The 16,843-nt window shown below is 62.5% G+C and carries 13 protein-coding genes; 5 read left to right on the top strand and 8 right to left on the bottom strand.

Translation table 11 applies throughout. The features are described 5' to 3' along the window. Positions 1–15 precede the first annotated feature (15 nt). From G7048_RS09130 to G7048_RS09110, 5 genes are all read right to left on the bottom strand, one after another. A complete protein-coding gene (locus tag G7048_RS09130; protein WP_166067831.1) occupies positions 16–2,760 on the bottom strand; it encodes a hypothetical protein in 2,745 nt (914 codons plus the stop codon). Then, positions 2,757–4,451 carry a glycosyl transferase family protein gene (locus G7048_RS09125; protein WP_166067830.1) on the bottom strand — a complete coding sequence of 565 codons (1,695 nt, stop codon included), beginning with the start codon at positions 4,449–4,451 and terminating at the stop codon, positions 2,757–2,759. Before G7048_RS09125 ends, G7048_RS09130 begins: the two co-directional genes overlap by 4 nt. After that, positions 4,448–6,706: a hypothetical protein gene (locus tag G7048_RS09120; RefSeq protein ID WP_166067829.1), complete on the bottom strand. Its 2,259-nt coding sequence runs from the start codon at positions 6,704–6,706 to the stop codon at positions 4,448–4,450. Before G7048_RS09120 ends, G7048_RS09125 begins: the two co-directional genes overlap by 4 nt. 11 nt (positions 6,707–6,717) lie before the next feature. Beyond that, complete coding sequence (locus G7048_RS09115; RefSeq protein ID WP_166067828.1) at positions 6,718–6,858, bottom strand: hypothetical protein; 141 nt, start codon at positions 6,856–6,858, stop codon at positions 6,718–6,720. 586 nt (positions 6,859–7,444) lie between these two features. Beyond that, complete coding sequence (locus tag G7048_RS09110; RefSeq protein WP_166067827.1) at positions 7,445–9,640, bottom strand: malate synthase G; 2,196 nt, start codon at positions 9,638–9,640, stop codon at positions 7,445–7,447. 567 nt (positions 9,641–10,207) lie between these two features. Here G7048_RS09110 and G7048_RS09105 point away from each other — a divergent pair. After that, positions 10,208–10,567, top strand: a complete 360-nt coding sequence (locus G7048_RS09105) for a hypothetical protein (protein WP_166067826.1) — start codon at positions 10,208–10,210, stop codon at positions 10,565–10,567. 295 nt (positions 10,568–10,862) lie between these two features. Here the strand turns inward: G7048_RS09105 and G7048_RS09100 are convergent, their stop codons facing one another. Next, positions 10,863–11,549: a response regulator transcription factor gene (locus G7048_RS09100; protein ID WP_166067825.1), complete on the bottom strand. Its 687-nt coding sequence runs from the start codon at positions 11,547–11,549 to the stop codon at positions 10,863–10,865. Between the two features lie 73 nt (positions 11,550–11,622). After that, the gene (locus G7048_RS09095) at positions 11,623–12,900 is read right to left on the bottom strand and encodes a PAS domain-containing sensor histidine kinase (protein WP_166067824.1); all 1,278 of its coding nucleotides are present in this window, start codon (positions 12,898–12,900) and stop codon (positions 11,623–11,625) included. Positions 12,901–13,048: 148 nt separating this feature from the next. Here G7048_RS09095 and G7048_RS09090 point away from each other — a divergent pair, with 148 nt between their 5' ends. The 4 genes from G7048_RS09090 (at position 13,049) to G7048_RS09075 (ending at position 16,061) form a co-directional block, all read left to right on the top strand. Beyond that, positions 13,049–13,981 (top strand): LysR family transcriptional regulator, encoded by a 933-nt coding sequence (locus tag G7048_RS09090; protein ID WP_166067823.1) that lies wholly within the window; start codon positions 13,049–13,051, stop codon positions 13,979–13,981. Positions 13,982–14,044: 63 nt separating this feature from the next. Beyond that, entirely contained in the window at positions 14,045–14,644 is a 600-nt protein-coding gene (locus tag G7048_RS09085) for a DUF3016 domain-containing protein (protein WP_166067822.1), read from the top strand. Between the two features lie 93 nt (positions 14,645–14,737). Continuing rightward, positions 14,738–15,562 carry a DUF4375 domain-containing protein gene (locus G7048_RS09080; protein ID WP_166067821.1) on the top strand — a complete coding sequence of 275 codons (825 nt, stop codon included), beginning with the start codon at positions 14,738–14,740 and terminating at the stop codon, positions 15,560–15,562. 43 nt (positions 15,563–15,605) lie between these two features. Beyond that, positions 15,606–16,061 carry a DUF2214 family protein gene (locus G7048_RS09075; RefSeq protein ID WP_166067820.1) on the top strand — a complete coding sequence of 152 codons (456 nt, stop codon included), beginning with the start codon at positions 15,606–15,608 and terminating at the stop codon, positions 16,059–16,061. A 405-nt stretch (positions 16,062–16,466) separates the two neighbouring features. On the opposite strand, the gene G7048_RS09070 is transcribed toward G7048_RS09075, so the two are convergent. After that, positions 16,467–16,784, bottom strand: coding sequence for a PsiF family protein (locus G7048_RS09070; RefSeq protein ID WP_166067819.1), 318 nt, complete (start codon positions 16,782–16,784; stop codon positions 16,467–16,469). Positions 16,785–16,843 lie beyond the last annotated feature (59 nt).

The raw sequence follows: 16,843 nt of genomic DNA, 5'->3' as shown, positions 1-16,843 counted from the left end.
TTTGCTGTGCGTTGATCAGTACCAGAGCGACAGGCTCATGAACCAGCCCTTGGCGCGGTCCTTCTGGCCGCCGCCGATGTTGGTGCGGTACTGCAAGGTCCAGTCGATGTAGGAACGTGGCGCGTTGTAGTGGTCTTCGCGGAACGAGTAGCGCGCGCTGATGCCTGCGCCCACGCCCGCCGACCAGGTCGATCCGTTGCCCTGCACGCGCATGGCCTCGTTGAAGCCGGGAACGCGTGCGCGGTAGTTCTGGCGCTGGTAGTCCACGGCCAGCACCAAGTGCGGGAACAACATCAGCCGATCGCTCACTGCATCCATGCGGTAGCTGCGGCCCACGCGCGCCTCGGCGTTGGCGAACCATTGGTCGCGGCGGTACTTTCCGCGTCGGCGCTCGCCGTTCACGCCGGTGTTCTGGTCGCGCATCCAGAAGTTGGCGGACAAGTCTTCGTAGTAGTAGCCGGCCTGCAGATAGCCTTCCATCGTGAACCAGCTCGGCACGTCAAAGCGCAGCGCCGTGCCTTTGTAGAAGCCATGGGTGGCATAGGCCAGCCAGCCGCCCTGACTTGCATTCGAGTCGAACTGAATCGACTGCGCGTTGCCGATGACCGGCGCGCCGGGCTGCGACGGATCGCGTCCGCTGAGCTTGCAGCGCAGGTCGGCGGAGGCGGGCGTCACCGAACCCGAGCGCGTTGATGAGCCGAGCAGGAAGCGCCGTTCCAGACCGAACGTGAGTGCGTAATCGGTCGATGGTGTGAAGCGCACCCCCAGCGATCCGATGGTCGTGGACAGGCCCGAAATGCCGTTGTTTCTGGCGGCTCCGATGGCGATGGGGCGGCCCGTGCAGGGGTCGACAATGGTCTGCTCGTGCGTGGTGGAAGAGCCGCCGTGCAGCGTGCTCATCACGCGGCCGTAGACCTCGAAGACCTGCGTTGCGCTGTTGAGAAATTCCGGCGGCCGCCAGTACACATCGGCCATGCCGAAGACCGAGTCGGAGCCCGTGGTGATGGGCGTGCCGTTCAGGCCCGAGCCCGCAGGCCGCGCGCCGCGATAGCTGGTGGACACCGATGCGCCCCATTCGCGCGACAGGCCCGCGATGGCGTTGCGTGTGTTGTAGCGCTGCTCGGGCGTGAGTTCGAGTTCGTTGTCGTCGTTCTGGTCGATGGCCTGTTTGAACAGGCCCACCGCATCGGACTTGCGCCCCACGCGTGCGAGCGCGTAGCTTTCATCGAGGATGGCGAGCGGCGGGGCCTTGCCGGTGGCCCGCGCGGCGCGGAAATCGTCGAGCGCGGCTTGTGACTCGTTGCGGCGCTGGTGGATGTAGGCGCGCTGCATGAGCAGGCCTGCATCGTCGGGCGTGGTCTTCAGGTCGGCATCGATGCGCTGCATGGAGCGTGCCTGCTGTGCGGCGTTGCCTGCGGCCAGCGTGACGGTGAGCAGGCGCTGCATCGCGGCGTTGTCGGGGGCTTGCTCGACGGCTTTTTCGGCCTGCGCGATGGCTTCCTGGTAGTCCTGTTTGCCGTAGGCCGCATAAGCCTTGGCGCTCGCTGTGTTGGCCTCGTCGGCGGGCTTCATGTCGCAGACCGTGCCGTAGGGCGTGACGTGGCAGTCCTGGCTGGGCGGTGGATAGTTCGCGCTGGTGAGTTCCGTCGGTGGCGCAGCGCGTTCTGCGATCTGCTGGAGGCGCAGAGCAACGGCCTTGTCGTTGACATCCAGCGGGGACACCAATGTCCTTGCGCGATCGAAATCACCCACGGCCAACGCCGCATCGACCGCGATCAGGCGAATGCCAGCGCGCTGTGCGTCGTCGAGCCAATCCTGCGCCATGGCTTCTTCGAAGTCCTTGGTGGCCAACTCTGTTTTCAGTTGGCGTTGCCTGAAGTAGGCACGCATGACAAGCGCGTTCGTGTCTTCGTCGTCCTGCTTGAGCGCATCGCTGGCAGCGGCCTCGCCTTCGGCCATGCGGTTGGCGAGCACCAGCGTGGTGAGCAGCAGCAGTTGATGGCTTTGCGTGTCGGGTGCCAGCGCCACGGCTTTGCGTGCCAGCTCGACGGCATCGGTCATCTGAAAATCCCCGAGCGCGCGATAGGTCTCGATGGCGGGCTTGGCCGACATGGCTTTGTGCAGCGCCTGCTTGCGTGCCACCAGATCGTTCTTGTTGGGTGCACCCAATGCGATGGCGGTGTCGACCGCTTCCACGGCTGCGGGCAACCGGTCTTGTGCGTCCAATGCGTTGATCCACAGCAGCGCCCAGTTGCCTTGCGCGGGATCGATGCGGAATGCCTTCTCGGCCAGCGCGGCGCTCGATGCGTATTTCTGCGCGTTGTAGTCGTCGAACGCCTGTGTGGCGAACGGAAAGCCTTCGCGGAACGCCGCGCTGGGAGCGGCGTTGCCTGCGCCGCCGCCAGCCTGCAGATTGCTTTTGGCCTGCGCGAGTTCGTCGGATGGCAGACCCGTGGCCTGCGCGCTCGTGACGGCGTCCAGCGCCTGCTGGTTCTTGCCTTGCTTTTGCAGCGCGTAGATCAGCAGCATGTGCAGCCGCAGCACGTCGGGGCGCAGTGCAATCGCGTGGCGCGCAAACTGCTCGGCCTGCGGATAGCGCTGTGCGTCATAGGCCGCGAAGGCCTGATTCGCCAGCTTGAAGGCCTGGCCTTTGAGCGGTGTCTGCGCGGTTGCCGGATCGATCGGCGGCGCAGCGCTGGCCACGGCGCTTCCGAGCGCGAGCAGGGCGGCGATGGCGATGCGGGTGAGGCCGGAGTTCATCTGCTTGGCTCCGGCATCAGCGGTGCAGGGCGCGACACTTCCTCGACATAGAGCTGGTACGAAATCGCTTCCTGCAGCGTGTGTTCGTCCAGGCTGTCCTGCTGCACCAGAATCTCGCCAAGCTTCATGTTCACCTGGCGCTGGTGGTTCAAGGCCTGCGCGAGCTGCTCTTCGCTGATGACCTTCCAGCTCACGAGCAGTTGGCCCAGACTCTGGCGCTGCTGCACCAGTTGATCGGCGGAGGGGAAGTCGTGCATGGTCTTGTCCCACGCCAGACGCTTTCCGGTGACGAGGTGAACGATGAACAGCTTCCACGCACGCGCAGCGGCAGCAGCGTTGATGAAGTTGCCGATCACCATGCGCGGAGCCGAGAGCAGCGCGTGCTCCCAGCCATACAGGCGCTGCACGAACAGGCCGCGCTGGAAGGTTCGGAGCAGCAGCGCGATGCCGTTCAGCAGAATCAGCGTGCCCACCCAACCGCGTGGCGAGAACTGCGAAGGAAAGTAGGTCTGCCACCAACCCATCTTGTCGGCGAGCCAGAACGCCAGAAAGTTCAGCAGCAGCACATAGCCGCCGATGGCGACGAACGACGTGATCAGCCCTTTGCGGTCGCGGAACAGCAAGTACTTTGTGGCGAGCGAGCCCTTCCAGCCGACCTGTGACCAGCCCTGCAGGCCGATGCCCAGCGTCCAGCGTGCCTTCTGGCGATACGCGGTCTTGAAGGTGTTGGGGAAATATTCGCGGATGTCGAGCGGCAGCTTCTGGACTTCCTCTTTCTCGGGGCCGAGCCCGAACCAGGTCTTGCGACGGATGACGTGATCGACCGGGAAGCGCCCGAAGATCTGCTTCATGCCCATGCGCGAGAGGCGCGTGCCGATGTCGTAGTCCTCGGTCAGCGTGTCGGTGTTGAAGGGCTGGTTGTTGGTTTCAACGGCAAGCGATTCCAGCGCCCTGCGTGAAAAGCAGGTGCCGACACCGGCGGACGGCACCATGCGCGTCATGCTCTCGCGCACCACCAGATCCTTGGTGTGCCATTCGGCGAACTCGTCCATGTAGGTGCCCGCGACCAGCTCGTACCAGTGACGCTCCAGCGACGCCACGGGCAACTGGATGAAGTCCACGCGCGGCAGCAGGTAGTTGTAGTACTTGAGCTCCAGCGGATGCACCACGTCCTCGCTGTCGTGCAGCACCACGCCTGCGAACGGAACGCTCTGGTGCTGGTTCTGCAGAAAGATGGCCTGCACGATCCAGTTGAGGCAATCGGCCTTGCAGGTGGGTCCGTCGTGCGGCACCTCCACATGCACCAGTTGGCGGTAGCGGCGGCGCATGCGCTCGACTTCTTCCTTGGTGCGCGCGTCGTTTTTGTACGTGCCCACGAAGATCATGTAGTTCTTGTATTCGAGCGTGCCGACCATGCTTTCGAGCATCAGCGCGATGACGTCGTACTCGAGCCATGCAGGCACCATGATGGCCAGCGGCTGTTCGGGCACGGCGCGTATCTGCTGGCTGGTCAGCGGCGCATAGCGCTGCATGAAGAAGCGCCGGTAGGTCTTGCGAATCCAGAACCAGGCATCCACGATCAGATCGTCGATGCTGGACACGAAGATCACCAGAGCCACAAAGACACCGGCGATTTCGAGCCAGTGGTAGTAGTCCGCGACCAGATAGGGCAGGTAATGTGTGGACATCATGCGACTCCCTCAAGTGCTTGTGATTTGCGCTTGGCTCTGCGCGCTGCGATGGCGGCGGCCACCAACAGCACGATGAACAGGCTCAGTGATGCGAGCGTCACGGGAACGCCCCAGGAAAACAGGCTGCGCCACTCGTACATGGTTCCGGCGGTGTTGGCGTCGGCGGCGCGCACGACGGAGCCCGATGCGTTGATCCACGCCACTTCGGAGCCGGGGCCGAGCAGCGCCAGTTGGCCGTGATTGACCAGCAGGCCGGTGGGGCGCACGCGCGTTTCGGCGCCGAGCGGATACCACAGCAGACCGTTCTGCTGATCGGTGCGCACGACTTGCACGGCGGTCACGCCGCTGGCTGGCGGCCATGGCAATCCTTGGACCGGGCGATCACGCAGTGCGATCTGCTGGTCCTGCAGCGCGAGCGCGCGTGGCGTATCGGGCAGAGATACATCCAGCGCAACAAAGGACTGCGACGGCGCGAATGCTTTCTTGGCATCGACCAGCACGAGGCGCGATGCGATGGGCGAGAGATTGGCCGCCGCAGCCAGTTGAATCGTGTTGGTCAGCCCCAGTCGCGCCTGTGCGAGATAGCTTTGCGGCACTGCGATGTCGGCAGAGCGCCCGAGGCTGCTGATCACGTCCGCAAAGGACGGCGTGTGGGTGGGCGGCGCGGTGCCTGCTGCGACAGCGGAGTCAAAGCGCACGTCCAACTGCAACGCCGTGGTGGGCACGGGCGCGGCCGGCCTGCAGCCTCCCGCAGGCGCGTTCTGCTTGACGGCAACCTGCAGCACATTGATGGCGCTGAGGGCATAGACGGGGATGTCGGCGGCCAGCGTTTCGCGCTCGCCGTTGCCCTTCAGATTGCGCGCAGCGAGAAGGATGCCGTTCCAGTGCAGCACGCCGACGGGGCCTTGTTGCCCGGAGCTTTCCGGCAACTGGAAGTGGACCTGTATGTGCGAAGGCGTGTGGCCGGTGGCCAGTGGCGGCGTCAGCGCAAAGCTGGCGGCCCAGTTCTGCGGTGCCTGGACGGTGAACTGATGCGGGGCCTTGGCGCTTGACGAGTCGCGCAGCAACGCATGATTGGCCTGGCTTGCGGCAAGGCGCGCAGCGCCATCGGCCACGGCAGTCAGCGCACGCCATTGGGCCTGGGTGTCCAGCGAGGCGATGCTGCTGGCGCCATCGGCCGTCACGGTCCAGGCTGGATGGGCACCGAACGTCATGCGTGCAAGCGCCGTGGGCCGGGCCCCAGCGCGGGCCAGCGGCATGCGCTTGTCGCGCCATTGCTGGAAAACGCCCAGCGCCTCTTCATCGGTGATCTGCAGTTGCAAGGCATCGAGTGCGCGTGCGAGCTGGCTTTGCAACAGCGGATCGGTGACCACGACATCGGCGAGCAAGCTGCTGGCGTCGAGCATGAGCAGCGCGCCGATTTCTGCGGCGTTGGCAAGCGCGTGGTGTTCGCTCGCGTCCTTCAACGCGGCGAAGGCGGTGATGGATTCCAGCGCCGCAGGAATGCTGAGCGTGCGCGTGTCCACGATGTCGCCCACGCTGGGCAGCGTGTGCACGGTGACGGGTCGCCCTTGCCGCGCCATGGCCAGGCCCACGCGCCATGCGGTATCGAAGGTCTCGCGGCTCAGCGGCGGTGCGGCGACGAGCAGGAAAGGGCGCTCGGGCATGGTGGCAATCGCTTGCGACCAGGTGGACGCAGCGGACGCCGCAGATACAGCAGACGCTTCGGCATCTGTGGCGTAGTACGACAGATAGCTGTCCGGGTTCAAGGCCACCGCGCCAGTGGATTTCGCGTCGCAGGTGGTGGGCGCTTCGGGCCCCACCTGCATGCCCAGCCGTGCGGGCGTGGCCGAGCCGTTGACCGGCAAGTGGGTGTGGATCACTTGCTGCGGTTGCCCCGGTGCCGCCGCGCGGACAGGTGCTGCCATACCATTGACGGCGAAGGCCGACGCGGGTTGATTGGCAGGCGTCGTCACTACCAGCGAAGAACGAACGCGCTCACCGCCCTGTGCAGGAAAGTAGAACTCCTGCAAGGAATCGGCCGGGATGTTGACCGAAGGCCCCATCACGCCCATGGTCGACAGCGAGATGCGGCGCTCGAAGCGCTGGCCTTGCGTGATTTGCTGCAACTCGGCACTCAGCGTGCTGGCGTGCGCTGTTGCACCTGCCAGCAACCAGGTGACGGAGCCGACAAGGCTGACGCCCATCCGCCCCAGTGGCAGAAGTCGGTTGGGTGCGCTGTTGTGCGTGGACATGGCGCTGCTCCTCAGCCGCCGGTGGTCGTCGGCATGCAAGGAGCCGACTTGAGGGGAGTGCTTGCGTCGCCGCGAGGCAGTTCAAGCAACTTCATCCATGGAGCCATCTGGATGGCGGTGGGGCGGGTGCCCAAAACGGAAAAAATCGTCATCGTGTCGTTGATTGCCGTTGGGCAACCCCTCCCTGCTGGCCCCTTCCTTCGATGCGATTGCGCGCATGTTCGAGAAGGTGTTCGATGACCGCCGAAATGGGCGGGTCGCTCGATTAAAACTATTGGTTTTTTGAATTCAATAGTTTGTATTCTTGACAAATTGAGCGATTCCGCAACCGATGCTGTGCTCGGATTTGTGTGTGTTTTGTTGCTTTTGTTATTTTCGAGATACGCAGAAAAATGGATTCGCCGCAGTGGAAATCATAGTCTTTTTATAGTATTTAATGAAAGTGATTGCTCACATGTATTTCATGTTTGGGAGGTGGATGGCGGTTTTCATGGCACGTCAGCTTGATGTTCTTACCCTGCTTCCGCCGCGGTAGCATTTGGAAATACCCAGTTCGGGGGATGATTTGTCAGAGTTGTTTGCAATCAAAACGCTTTGCAAGCAAGTGCGCGGCCTATAAGCTGGTCCGCTGCTGTTTTGAGGCGTGTTTCCAGCGTGTTTTAGAGGCCCAAAAACAAAGGGAGCCCGCTGCGAACAGCGGGCTCCCTTCAAGGACGGGTTTTCAGTGATGGAGGTGGTTTACTTCGCGCCGGCCTTCACCTTCAAGCGCCATGCGTGCAGCAGGGGCTCGGTGTAGCCGGAGGGTTGCTCTTCGCCCTTGAACACCAGTTCTTGCGCGGCCTGCATCGCGGCACCTTGTGGGTTGCCCACGAGGCTGATGTACGACGCGTCGCCCGCGTTTTGCTCGTCCACCACCTTGGCCATGCGGGCGAAGGTGTCCAGCACCTGCTGCTGGGTCACGATGCCGTGGCGCAGCCAGTTGGCGATGTGCTGGCTGGAGATGCGCAGCGTGGCGCGGTCTTCCATCAGGCCGACGTTGTGGATGTCGGGCACCTTGGAGCAGCCGATGCCCGCATCGACCCAGCGCACCACGTAGCCGAGGATGCCCTGGACGTTGTTGTCCAGTTCCTGCTGTTTCTCGGCGTCGGTCCATTTGGGATCCTTGGCGACCGGAATCTGCAGCAGGTCGGCCAGGATGTCGTCACGCACGGCGTCGGCGCTGGTCTTTTCCAGTTCCTTTTGCACGTCGGCCACGCTGACCTGGTGGTAGTGCAGGGCGTGCAGCGTGGCGCCGGTGGGCGATGGCACCCAGGCGGTGTTGGCACCGGCCTTGGGGTGGGCGATCTTCTGTTCGAGCATGGCCTTCATCAGGTCGGGCATGGCCCACATGCCCTTGCCGATCTGGGCGCGACCGCGCAGGCCCATGGTCAGGCCGACGAGCACGTTGTTCTTTTCGTAGGCCTGCAGCCAGGCGCTGGTCTTCATCTCGCCCTTGCGGACCATCGGACCGGCTTGCATGGCGGTGTGCATTTCGTCGCCGGTGCGGTCGAGGAAGCCGGTGTTGATGAACGCCACGCGTGCAGGCGCTGCGGCGATCGAGGCCTTCAGGTTCACGCTGGTGCGGCGCTCTTCATCCATGATGCCGAGCTTGACGGTGTTCTCGGGCAGGCCGAGCAGCTTTTCGACGCGGCCGAACAGCTCGTTGGCAAAGCCGACTTCGGCGGGGCCGTGCATCTTGGGCTTGACGATGTAGACGCTGCCGGTGCGGCTGTTGCGCAGGCCGTTGGCACCGTTGCCCTTCAGGTCGTGGATGGCGATGGCGGTGGTCACCACGGCGTCCATGATGCCTTCGGGAATCTCTTTCTTGTCCGCGCCCCACAGGATGGCGGGGTTGGTCATCAGGTGGCCGACATTGCGCAGGAACATCAGCGAGCGGCCATGCAGCTTCACAGGCTTGCCGTCAGCGCCGGTGTATTCGCGATCGGCGTTCAGGCCGCGCGTGACGGTCTTGCCGCCCTTGTCGAACGACTCGGTCAGCGTGCCCTTGAGAATGCCCAGCCAGTTGCTGTAACCCAGCACCTTGTCTTCGGCATCGACGGCGGCCACGGAGTCTTCCAGATCAAGAATCGTGGAGACGGCGGCTTCCACCACCACGTCGGCCACGCCCGCCGCGTCGGTCTTGCCGATGGCGGTGGTGTTGTCGATGCGGATGTCGATGTGCATGCCGTTGTTGATCAGCAGAATCGACTTCGGAGCCGCAGCATCGCCCTGGAAGCCGACGAACTTGGCGGCATCCTTGAGACCTGTCTTGGTGCCATCCTTCAGCGTCACTTCCAGCTTGACGCCCACGACTTGGTAGGCTGTCGCATCCTTGTGCGAGCCAGCGGCCAGCGGCACGGCCTGGTCGAGGAAGTTGCGTGCGAATTCGATGACCTTGGCACCGCGCACGGGGTTGTAGCCCTTGCCTTTTTCAGCGCCGCCTTCTTCGCTGATGGCGTCCGTGCCATACAGCGCGTCATACAGCGAGCCCCAACGTGCGTTGGCGGCGTTCAGTGCATAGCGGGCATTGAGGATAGGCACGACGAGCTGCGGACCGGCGATCTTGGCCAGTTCGGCGTCGACGTTTTCGGTCGTGGCCTTGGCGTCCTTCGGTGGCTCGACCAGATAGCCGATCTTCGTCAGGAACTCGCGGTACGCGGCCATGTTGGTGATCGGGCCGGGGTTGGCCTTGTGCCAGGTGTCCAGTTCCTTTTGCAGGCGATCGCGCTCGGCCAGCAGGGCTGCGTTCTTGGGCGCGAGGTCGGCGACCAGCGCATCGAAGCCCTTCCAGAAAGAAGCGCTGTCCACACCGGTGCCCGGCAGGACGTCCTTTTCCACGAAGTTGTACAGCGCGGGGGCAACTTGAAGGCCGTGAACGGCAATGCGGTCAGTCATGGTGTGTCTACCTCTACCTTGAATTACTGGAAAAGCGGGATGCTGCAAACAGAGGGAACCTCTGGCATCGTGATACGCCACTGTATTGCGAACTGTTTGACAGATCAATTACGGAAAATACGTTTTATCTGTGACTTATATGTATGGAATCACCATCGCCCCGCACGAAGCCTGTCGCGGCGGGGCCCTGGTGGATGTCGGTTGTCCACGCCAGACCACACTACGGATCGACATCAACGCTTGCTGATGCGATCATGTCGATCAGTTCTGATGACTTGTGATCGCTGAACGACTGTTGTGCATTCGCTGCATGGAACGATTCGATGTGGCGAATGTGAATCACCACTCTTTGCGGACGGCAAATACCCAATTGGCTATACAGGACAGGGTGCTACAAAACTTTTTACTTGATAGTCAAACACTGCTGTTCACAAAAGATGACAATCTAAAAGCAATTAAACACTCACAAAGTTGACCTGAATCAGAACTGATTCAATAGAATCATATGCAGGCGCCGACATAAGGCTGGCGACCGATCATCAATTGAACTGAGCGGAGGTACGCAAAATGGCAAATCTGAACGAAAGTCTGCAAGATCTGATGTCTCTCGACGGCGCAATGTGTGCCGCCGTGGTGGATTACAACAGCGGCATGATGCTGGGCAGCATCGGTACGGGCGTGGACCTGGAACTGGCAGCCGCCGGCAACACCGAAGTGGTGCGCGCCAAGATGAAGACGATGAAGGCTCTGGGCCTGAACGACACCATCGAAGACATGCTGATCACACTGGGCAGGCAATACCACATCATTCGTCCTTCGGCCAAGCTGGCGGGCATCTTCATTTATTACGTGCTGGACAGCAGCCGTGCCAATCTGGCACTGGCACGACGCAAGATCAATGATGTCGAAGCCAAGATGACCATGTAATTCCCACAAGGGATTCATGAACGATGAAAAGCGGGCCTTGGGTCCGCTTTTTGTTTTCCTGACCTTGTTTTTGTTGGTTTGTACGAAGCCTTGCGGCTTCGATTGGTCAATCGTTTTGAGGCGGCAATATCGCCCTTGATACTTTGTTGCAGAGCCTTGCCGTACCAAAGTACTGTCTTCGTCTCTGCGTCGCGTCTCAAGGGCGATCTTGCCGTTGTGGCTTTGGATCTTGGGGCTCGCTGCGCTTCGTTGGCTCGCTCCGGCAGGCGGGAGCGGGAGCGGGGATTTTCTCTTTTTAACCTGCGATCAATGGGGCGCGGAATTGGTAGCCGACTTTTTGCTGTGATTGCAGCGGCACGGCCAGTGGTGTGACTCGCTCGATGCGGCGGCGCAGGCGGTAGATGGTGGCGTGCAGGCTGTTGTCGGATTCGGCGGCGCTGGTGCCTTCGAGCAGTTCGCGGATCTGTTCGCGGGTGACGGTCGCTCCCTGGGCCTTGAGGAAGCAGTCCATCAGAATCAGGTCGGTGGGGCTGAGTTCCACTGTCTGGCCATCGGGGGCGGTGAGCACGCTGCGGCGCTTGTCGAGTTTCCAGGCGGTGGCCGTCTTGGCCGTGGTCATGATGCGGCGGTGCACGGCGCGGATCGCGAGTTCGACCTGCTCGAAAGTGACCGGCTTGGTGAGGTACATGTCGGCACCGGCGTTGATCACTTCGGCAAACACTTCGGGGCCGAGGCGGCCGGAGACGATCAGCACGCCGGCCTGCGTGCGCTTGCGCAGGATGCGGATGAGCTCGGCCCCGTCCACGCCGGGGAGCATGAGGTCGAGCACATAGAAGTCGAACCGGTACGGCGCCAGGTCGGCCAGCAGGTCGCTGCTGTCGCTGTAGGCCTGCACTTCCACGCCTTGGGCACGCAAGTGCTGCGCGAGGAATTCGCAGTATTCGGTGTCATCGTCGACCAGTGCAAGGGTTACAGGGAGCATGGATGTTGGCTTGTTCTGCTGGGTTGTTGTTCGTCGGCGCGGCGGGTAGTCGTCGTTGTCCGTTGTCTCCTGCTCAGTCCGCCAGCCCTTGGGGAATGACCAGCCGCATGATCGTTCCTTGCGGCTCGTTAGGCAATGCCTCTACTGTACCTTGATGGAGCTGCACCACGGAGCGCACGATGAAGAGGCCGAGACCCGCGCCTGCCCGGTTGCGATTCTCGCTGCCGCGCGAGCCTTTTTCAAACAGGCGTGGGCGCAGTTCCTCCGAGATGCCGGGGCCGTTGTCCAGCACTTCGATGATGAGTGCGAGCGGGTCGTCCGATTCTGAAATCCGCAGCGTCACCTGCGTGCCGTCGGGGGCATAGGCGAGTGCGTTATTCAGCAGATTGCGGATGGTCAGTCGCATCAGCGCCGGGTGGAGTTGCACGGTGCGGGTGTCGGTGTCCCATTGCTCGACGATGCGCGGGCGCTGATCGGCGGCGATGTCGTGCATGACGAGGCGCACCAGCGTGGGCAGATCGGTGTCGCTCGAAGAGCTGGCCTTGCCGCCCACGGCCAGAATCGTTCCGGCGGCGAGCGTGTTGTCCAGTGTGCCGATGACCTGCTGCAGCACATGCTCGGCGCGCGACAGGGCCTTGGTCGCCGGGTCGGTGTCTCGCAGGTGCAGGTCGTCGATGGCCTTCATCGTCGCCTGCATGGCGGCCGAGGCGTTGTTGAGCGGCTGGCGGATTTCGTGCGACAGCAACTGCAGCATTTCGTTGTGCTCGGTCAGCATGGCGGTGCGCCAGTCAAGCAAGGCGCGCAGCTTTTCGACTTCCGCACCATCGCCGCTGTGTTCCTGCAGCTTGTGCTGGAGCTGCTGAATCTGCTCGCGCTGGCGCTCCAGCATCTGCTCGCGCAGATGTTCGCGCGTGGCGTCGGTCATCACCATCATCACGCCTTGCACGGCGGGGGGAGCGCCTGCCTCGGATTGCGCGAAATGCGGCAGTTGCGGCGACAGATGCACATGCCGCCATTGCTGGGTGCCCAGCTTGTCCTGCTGCATGTCCACATATTGCGCGACCTCGCCGCGCGAAGCTGCCTCGAATGGCTGGCGCCACCGGCCCAGATAGTCCGCCGGGAGCAGCTCGCCCAGCGTGCGTCCGATCACGTTGCCGGGGTCCAGGCCGAACCAGGTGCACCACTCCAGCGTTGCCATGCGCAGCCGCTCGTCCTTGCCCCAGAACGCCAGGTTCACAGGGGTTTGCCCGAATAGCCGAACCAGTTGGCCGGGGGCGTACCAGCTCTCTGCCTGTGCGGTGGTGGGGGATTTCGCGGGGACGCTTTTGCTTGGCGATATGGATGTGGGCATCGTGATTGCGGAGCCTTTGGTGCACATTTGCTCAAAGTGGGAACCAGCCGTTGATAATAGGCCCGAATGCAGGTGCGCGGGTGGTGCGGAGGGTCGCATTTCACGGCGTGCCTCCCACAGGAAGGCCGCAGCCGGAAATCACCATTTCATGGATCGTCTCAAACAGCTCGAATCATTTGTTGCGATAGCCACGCGGGGTAGCCTCACAGCGGCCGCCAAGCTCGAAGGCGTGGCCCCGGCCATCATGGGGCGCAGGCTGGATGCGCTGGAAGAGCGCCTCGGCGTGAAGCTGCTGGTGCGCACCACGCGCAAGCTGTCGCTCACGCATGAGGGCATCGCGTTTCTGGAAGACTGCCAACGCCTGCTCTCCGATCTGGCCAGCGTGGAAGCCAGCGTGAGTGCCGGTGGCGTCAAGGCGACCGGGCATCTGCGCATCACCGCGCCTGCGGGTTTCGGGCGTCGCCACGTCGCGCCGCTGCTGCCTCAATATCGTGAAATGCACCCCGAGGTCACGATCTCGCTGAATCTGAGCGACCGCGTGGTTGACCTGACGGGCGAGGGCTACGACTGCGCGGTGCGCGTGGGCGATCTGCCGGATTCTTCGCTGGTCAGCGTGCGCGTGGCCGACAACCGGCGTTTGTGCGTTGCCACGCCCGAATATCTGCGCCGACGCGGCACGCCCGTGCATCCGTCGGAACTGGTGCAGCATGATTGCCTGACGCTGTCGAGCGAGGCGTCGCAGACGCGCGGCTGGGCGTTCCGCATTCCGCAAGGCGATGGCTCGGGCGAGGTCGTGCACTTCAAGCCGGGCGGGCCACTCGACTGCTCCGACGGGCAGGTGCTGCATGACTGGTGTCTGGGGGGCTGGGGCATTGCGTGGCGCAGCACTTGGGAAGTGGAGTCCGAGATCGAGGCGGGTCGCCTCGTGCCCGTGCTGGAGGAATTCGCCGCACCGCCCAACGGCATCTTCGTGGTGTTTCCGCAGCGCAAGCACATGCCGCTTCGCGTGCGGCTGTGGATTGAATATCTCAAGCAGAAGTATGCGGAGCCATCTTTCTGGCGACGCGACATTCACGGCTGATCGGTCGCCTTGCGTCGTCAGCCATGCCGTGAACAGCAGCGAAAGGATTGAGCAATGCTTTGTGTGTCGATTTCCGCCGGTTCCATCCCATTCCCGTCATGGCGGGCACCCTCCGCATGGGGCCGCATGGGCACGGCCTTTGTGATGAGCACGGTGCTGCTGCTGTCCACGGGCTGCACGCTGATGCAGAAAGACCCGGCCCAGCCGCGCGAGATTCAGGCCGGCACGGTCAGCGTGACCACGGCGAATCCGGACAGCTTCACGCCCGTGCCATCGGCGCAAAAGGAATCCAAGGCCGCGCGCCGTGCGTGGGTCGAGGCGCTGTGCGAACACATGGCCGATCGCATCGCTGAAGCCTTGCGGGATGGTGAACGCGCCGAGGTCAACATCTCCGACATCCGCCGCGCGACCGCCATGCCCGGAACCAGCAGCGTGCCGGGCGAAGCGCGCAGCAGCCAGGACGTGGTGCCGCCGCGCATCGTGCTCACGTTCAAGCGCCTTTCGGCCAAGGGCAAGGTGGTGCAGACGGCGTCGCGCACCTTGCAGGACACAGCGTTGCAGCTCAAGGGCCGACGCTACGAGAGCGATCCGCTGCGTTACGAGAAAGCGCTGGTCGATGACTGGGTGGCCAAGGAATTCGGGACGGCCACGGCCGCACGGTAATTCGTGCTGGCGTCATCAAGTCTTCGCGCAATGGGCACAAGATAGGTGTGTCCCGATCACCCTCACCAAACACCCCCGTCAGGAGTCGACAAGATGCTGCTGTCCCCCACCATTGTGGTTTCCAAGGAAAGTCTGGCCAGCGAGGACAGCTACGATCTGGTCGAGTCCAACATCGAGAGCGTCAATCAGTTGCTCGAACGCTTGGTCGAATACGAGGAAATCTCGCCCGAGGCGCTCAAGAGCTACTACGTCGATTACTACCTCGCGCAGGTGAAGAACGGCGGTTTTTCGCAGTTCATCTACAACATCGGCTGCGATGGCGAGATCATCGAATATGTCCAGCAGGGGTTGGCCGAAATGAAGGCCGAGCGGCACGCGGTGCTGTTCGACAAGAGCCTGGCGATCATCGACCGCTTGAGCGAAGAGGAGCTCGACCGCTTTCTCGACAGTGAATACTTCGGCGAAAACACCGAACGCGATGCGCTCAATGAAACCAACGGCGAGTTCTACCAGTTGAACGAGCAGGAGGATCTGGTCGAATACAACAGCCGCTGGCTGCGCGGGCATCCGCAATTGCAGGCCGTGGCGGAAGACGATCTCGAAGACCTGTTCGACGAAATCGCCGCCAAGATTCCCGACTTGGAAGAGCGCGCAGCCCAGGCACTCGAAGACCAGCCGCGCTATGTGAAGGTGATCGACGAACTGTGCGAAGTGGCAGGACAGGAGCTGGACCGCATCACCGCGGGCGACCCGTCCTTTGAGCATGAAGGCAAGCCGATGCTGGCCTGGCATTTCCTCACCGACGCAGGTCACTTCTACATGATCGATCTGGGCGACAAGGCGCTGATGTTCAACGGTGACACGAACCAGCTCGTGGCCGAGGCCGATGTGTCGTTCCTCGATCCTGAAGAAGACTGACGACTGATCAGCATCTCAAAAAGAAGCAGCTACCATCTCCGACATGACCACCGAAGCCCTGCTCGCCTACGCCCATATTCTGGCCATCCTCACGATGACGGTCTTTCTCGCGAGCGAGGCCGCGCTGTGTCGCAAGGAGTGGATGAACGCCGCCGTGGTCGAGCGTCTGGCGCGCGTGGACCTGATCTACGGCATCTCCGCGATTGCCGTGCTGGTAACGGGCGTGGCGCGCACCTGGTGGGGCATCAAGGGCTCTGGCTGGTATTGGACGCAGCCGCTGCTGCACGTGAAGGTGACGCTGTTCGTGGTGATCGGGTTGATGTCGATCGGGCCTACGGTGCGGTTTTTGCGGTGGCGGCGGAATTTGCGGGCAACCGGGGCGTTGCCGTCCGATGTGGAGATTCGGAATACGCGTCGGCTCGTGATGATCGAGGCGCATTTGATTGCGCTGATTCCTCTTTTTGCTGTGTTCTTGGCGCGTGGGGTGGGGGCTAAGTAACGGTTTTTGCTTCCGCTGGGAGGTTGTTTTTCGGGGCCGGGTTTCGCCCCGGCGGGCGAGTAACTTTTTGCTTGCGCGCAAAAAGTCACCAAAAACGCGCTTTGAATACCTGCGGCAAAACTCTCTTCGCGCCATGGGCGCTCCGTTCAAACAGCTTGCCGCAAGTCAGTCTGGAAGAGGTATTTACGGCACTTCGCGTTGCTCGTGACCGTTGATTTCGCGACTGCGCGAGATGTGGTGCGCGTGCAGCGCCGCCGTTTTTTATCGCCAGTGGCGTTTTGTGCTCAAAGAGTCAGAAGGCCGCGGAGCAGGCCATGCGAGCAGACGCCGAGCAAGAGTCGCCTCGCGGCGAAGGCGTCGTCCCCCTGGTGGGAAGGCGCGAAGCGACTCAGGGGGATCAATCCATCAAGCAGGTTTGTTGCTCAGGCAGTCTTTCATGAATGCCTTGCGCTCGTCGCCTTTCAGGCTCTTGGTGCCTGCGTCGGCGTTGCAGGTCTTCATTTTTTCCTGTTGCGTGGCGGGTTTGGCGGGCTTGTTGGACAGGCAGGACTTCATGAATGCCTTGCGGTCGTCGCCCTTCAAGTCCTTGGAGCCAGCGTCTGCGTTGCAGGTGGCCATTTTCTGCTGTTGGGGAGTGGCTTCCTTGGCGACCACGGGGGTGGCGATGGTGGCGAAGGAAAGGACGAAGCCGACAGAGGCCAGAGCGGGAAGCAGTTTCTTCATGTTGATCTCCTGCAAAAAACGACAAAATTGACCCGAAAAAAGGCCGGGTCACTCAGCAT

Origin of the sequence: Diaphorobacter sp. HDW4B, from assembly GCF_011305535.1 — a bacterium.
Classification (GTDB): Bacteria; Pseudomonadota; Gammaproteobacteria; order Burkholderiales; family Burkholderiaceae_C; genus Diaphorobacter_A.
The sequence above is the reverse complement of the archived record's forward strand: the minus strand, read 5'-3'. Positions and strand labels throughout refer to the sequence as shown.

What these genes read in the sequence shown, in the direction of transcription:
- G7048_RS09120 (WP_166067829.1), bottom strand. Translation starts at nt 6,706, where the DNA reads ATGTCCACGCACAACAGCGCACCCAACCGACTTCTGCCACTGGGGCGG.
- G7048_RS09075 (WP_166067820.1), top strand. Translation starts at nt 15,606, where the DNA reads ATGACCACCGAAGCCCTGCTCGCCTACGCCCATATTCTGGCCATCCTC.
- G7048_RS09115 (WP_166067828.1), bottom strand. Translation starts at nt 6,858, where the DNA reads ATGACGATTTTTTCCGTTTTGGGCACCCGCCCCACCGCCATCCAGATG.
- G7048_RS09070 (WP_166067819.1), bottom strand. Translation starts at nt 16,784, where the DNA reads ATGAAGAAACTGCTTCCCGCTCTGGCCTCTGTCGGCTTCGTCCTTTCC.
- G7048_RS09100 (WP_166067825.1), bottom strand. Translation starts at nt 11,549, where the DNA reads ATGCTCCCTGTAACCCTTGCACTGGTCGACGATGACACCGAATACTGC.
- G7048_RS09095 (WP_166067824.1), bottom strand. Translation starts at nt 12,900, where the DNA reads ATGCCCACATCCATATCGCCAAGCAAAAGCGTCCCCGCGAAATCCCCC.
- G7048_RS09130 (WP_166067831.1), bottom strand. Translation starts at nt 2,760, where the DNA reads ATGAACTCCGGCCTCACCCGCATCGCCATCGCCGCCCTGCTCGCGCTC.
- G7048_RS09125 (WP_166067830.1), bottom strand. Translation starts at nt 4,451, where the DNA reads ATGATGTCCACACATTACCTGCCCTATCTGGTCGCGGACTACTACCAC.
- G7048_RS09090 (WP_166067823.1), top strand. Translation starts at nt 13,049, where the DNA reads ATGGATCGTCTCAAACAGCTCGAATCATTTGTTGCGATAGCCACGCGG.
- G7048_RS09105 (WP_166067826.1), top strand. Translation starts at nt 10,208, where the DNA reads ATGGCAAATCTGAACGAAAGTCTGCAAGATCTGATGTCTCTCGACGGC.
- G7048_RS09110 (WP_166067827.1), bottom strand. Translation starts at nt 9,640, where the DNA reads ATGACTGACCGCATTGCCGTTCACGGCCTTCAAGTTGCCCCCGCGCTG.
- G7048_RS09080 (WP_166067821.1), top strand. Translation starts at nt 14,738, where the DNA reads ATGCTGCTGTCCCCCACCATTGTGGTTTCCAAGGAAAGTCTGGCCAGC.